Annotated in this window: 4 protein-coding genes; 2 read left to right on the forward strand and 2 right to left on the reverse strand. The window is 72.6% G+C overall.

Translation table 11 applies throughout. From position 1 onward, the window contains the following. On the forward strand, positions 1-445 hold a 445-nt coding region (locus tag UWG_RS29645; RefSeq protein ID WP_016906575.1), incomplete at its 5' end, for an outer membrane protein assembly factor BamB family protein. A 72-nt stretch (positions 446-517) separates the two neighbouring features. Here the strand turns inward: UWG_RS29645 and UWG_RS0107450 are convergent. Continuing rightward, a complete protein-coding gene (locus tag UWG_RS0107450) occupies positions 518-1,204 on the reverse strand; it encodes a hypothetical protein (RefSeq protein WP_016906576.1) in 687 nt (228 codons plus the stop codon). A 522-nt stretch (positions 1,205-1,726) separates the two neighbouring features. Here UWG_RS0107450 and UWG_RS0107455 point away from each other — a divergent pair. After that, positions 1,727-2,155, forward strand: coding sequence for a pyridoxamine 5'-phosphate oxidase family protein (locus UWG_RS0107455; RefSeq protein WP_016906577.1), 429 nt, complete (start codon positions 1,727-1,729; stop codon positions 2,153-2,155). Between the two features lie 25 nt (positions 2,156-2,180). Here the strand turns inward: UWG_RS0107455 and UWG_RS0107460 are convergent, their stop codons facing one another. After that, on the reverse strand, positions 2,181-2,417 hold the full coding sequence (locus UWG_RS0107460; protein WP_016906578.1) for a hypothetical protein: 237 nt from the start codon (positions 2,415-2,417) through the stop codon (positions 2,181-2,183). Positions 2,418-2,615 lie beyond the last annotated feature (198 nt).

Consider the following 2,615-nt stretch of genomic DNA (forward strand, 5'->3'; position numbering starts at 1 on the left):
GACGGGCGGCGGCATCTATCTCGCCGACTACCTCGGCACCGTCTACGCACTCGACGCGGTGAGCGGCAACGACCGCTGGCGCATCGCGACGGAGGCGAGGCACTCGACGGAACCGGTCGTCGCCGCCGACGGCCTCGTCCACCTCGGCAGCGGCGCCGCGCTCTACACGCTCGACGCCGTGAGCGGCACCCCGCGATGGCGCTTCGCCACGGGAGGCGACATCGTCGGCGGCCCGGTGGCCGCGGCCGGCAGGGTCCACTTCGGCTCCGCCGACCACTGTCTGTACACGGTCGACGCGGTCGGCGGCCAGCTCCGTTGGAAGCTCGCGACGGGTGGTGAGATCACCGGCTCCCCCGTCGAGTCCGGCGGCGTGGTCTACGCGTGCAGCAAGGACCGTTGCGTCTACGCCCTCGATGCGGGCAAGGGGACGGGGCAGTCCCGCTAGGGGCGGTGTGCGTGGAGACGTCGGCGGCGAGTGAGCGGTGGAGGTCGAGCGGCGGTCGACGCCCCTCGGCACTCAAGCCGCCCGCCGCCCCTCCCCACCGGGCTCGTCCCGCCCGCGCCGCTCCTCCTCCGGGCGGAGCGGCGTGACGGGCGGAAGGGTCTCCGTGTCGCGCTCCTCGGGGAGTTGGTCCTGGCGGGGCCCCGGCCGCGGTGGCGCGCTGGAGTACGGCGCGGGCTCGCCCGGGGGAGTGCGGTAGGTCTCGTCGTACGCGTCGTACGGTTCGTGTGCGGCGTCGTAGTGTCCGAGGTGCTCGTGGTGGCGTCGGCGGTAACGCTTTTCGGCCAGGCGTCTGCGGCCGTGCATCACCGCGGCGCCGAGGAGGACGACGACGCCTCCGGCGAGTGCGGCGGCGGTGCCGATGCCCACTCCGTTGCCGCCCAGGGTGAGTCCGTCCGTGGTGGCCAGGGCCTGCCGGACCATCCAGAGGATCGTGACGCCCAGCGTGACGACGCCCCCGGCGACGACCGGCGTCCGCAGCCGCAGCACGACGCCGAGCACCACGAGGACGGCGGCCACGAGCATCGGCAGGAAGAGGCCGCCGAAGAGTCCGGCACCGCCCGTGGGCCCTGTCGGGGTGAAGAGGTCGTACCAGCCGATGTCGCGCCCCGGTGCCCCTGCGTACCAGTCGCGGAAGGGGCTGCGTACCGCAGCGGCGGCGCCGACCAGCGCGATCAGCGAGCCGACCATGTACCGCACCATCTTGCCGCCTCGCTTTCCCGCGCCGCAGCGTCTCGTCCGGCGGACGTCGGAGGCGCCGGAAGAGGGGACGCCGGGACGCCGCGAAGGTGCCTTCGCCGGTGCCGCCCGCGGGGGGACGTGGACGGCGCCGGGGGCTCTTCCGACGGTACGTCGGTGCCGCCGCCCTCGCGACCGAGTGGAAGCAGGGGGCGCGTCCCGGGCGATGTGTGCCGACCGGAGCGGCAGACTCTCCCCGCACCGCGCGTGGGCAAGGGTGGTCGCGATGCGTTGTCCACAGCCTGTGGACGGACCGCCAACGCCGGGCACCGCGAGAGGCGTTCGCGCCCCGGACGACGCGCACACGGGACGCGCGGGGTTTCGGGGCGCACCGTGGCGGCGCGGGGCGCATACTGCGGAGAGTGCCGGGGCGGCACCGTCCTCGCGGTGCGTGGGCGCGCGTGTGCGTACCGCCGTCGCGGGGTACCCGCCCCCGGCGGGCGTCCGTCCCGCAGCCGCCCGCCCGGAGAAGACCAGGAGGAGACCATGGCCCTGCCCCGCGAAGAGCGTGAACGGTTCCTCGCCGAACCGCACATCGGTGCCCTGTCGGTCGACTCGGGCAGCGAGGGGCGGGGCCCGCTGAGCGTCCCCATCTGGTACCAGTACCAACCGGGTGCGAACCTCTGGGTGTTGACGGGGCGCGACTCCCGAAAGGCTGAACTCGTCGCCGCGGCGGGGAGATTCACGATGCTCGTGGAGCGTCTCCAGCCGAGCGTCCGCTACGTCTCCGTGGAAGGGCCCGTGGTGGGCACCGTCCCCGCGACCAAGGACGACCTACGGGAGGTCGCCGCCCGTTACCTGCGGGCCGACAAGGTCGCCCCGTATGTCGACGAGGCGTGGACCGCGCACGGGGAGCAGGTCGTCATCCATATGCATCCCGAGCACTGGCTCAGTTCCGACCTCGGGAGCTTCTGAACCGCGCTGCCGACCTCGCGGCGGCCTAGCTGCTGTGGCGGTTGTCGGTCCCCAGAGGCGCGACGCTGCCGTGGCGGCTGTCGCCTTCCGAAGCCGAGGTGAGGGAGCTGATGTGCCGGTTGTCCTCGCTTGTGGCCGAGGGGCCGGAGCTGACGTGGCGGCCCTGGCTGCTCACGTCCGAGGCGAGGGCGGGCGCGGCGCCGGCGGCGAGTACGCCCGCCGTCACGGCGCAGACGGCAAGGGCCTTTCGGGTTCTGGACACGGCAACTCCTCGAAGAATGGGTCGGCTTCTCGTTCGCAGTGTAGTGACGAACTCTTCACATTTCATTCCCTCTGCACCGGAAGCCTCGAACTGGCCGAATTCCATGACGCTTGGTTTAAAAGGGCAGTTGGTAAAGAGAAGAGCGGAAGCGTGTACGGATGCGGGCCGCGGTCGACGGCTCCCCCCTGGATGCCGTCG

The sequence above is a fragment of the Streptomyces xiaopingdaonensis genome, assembly GCF_000262345.1.
GTDB classification, from domain to species: Bacteria; Actinomycetota; Actinomycetes; order Streptomycetales; family Streptomycetaceae; genus Streptomyces; species Streptomyces xiaopingdaonensis.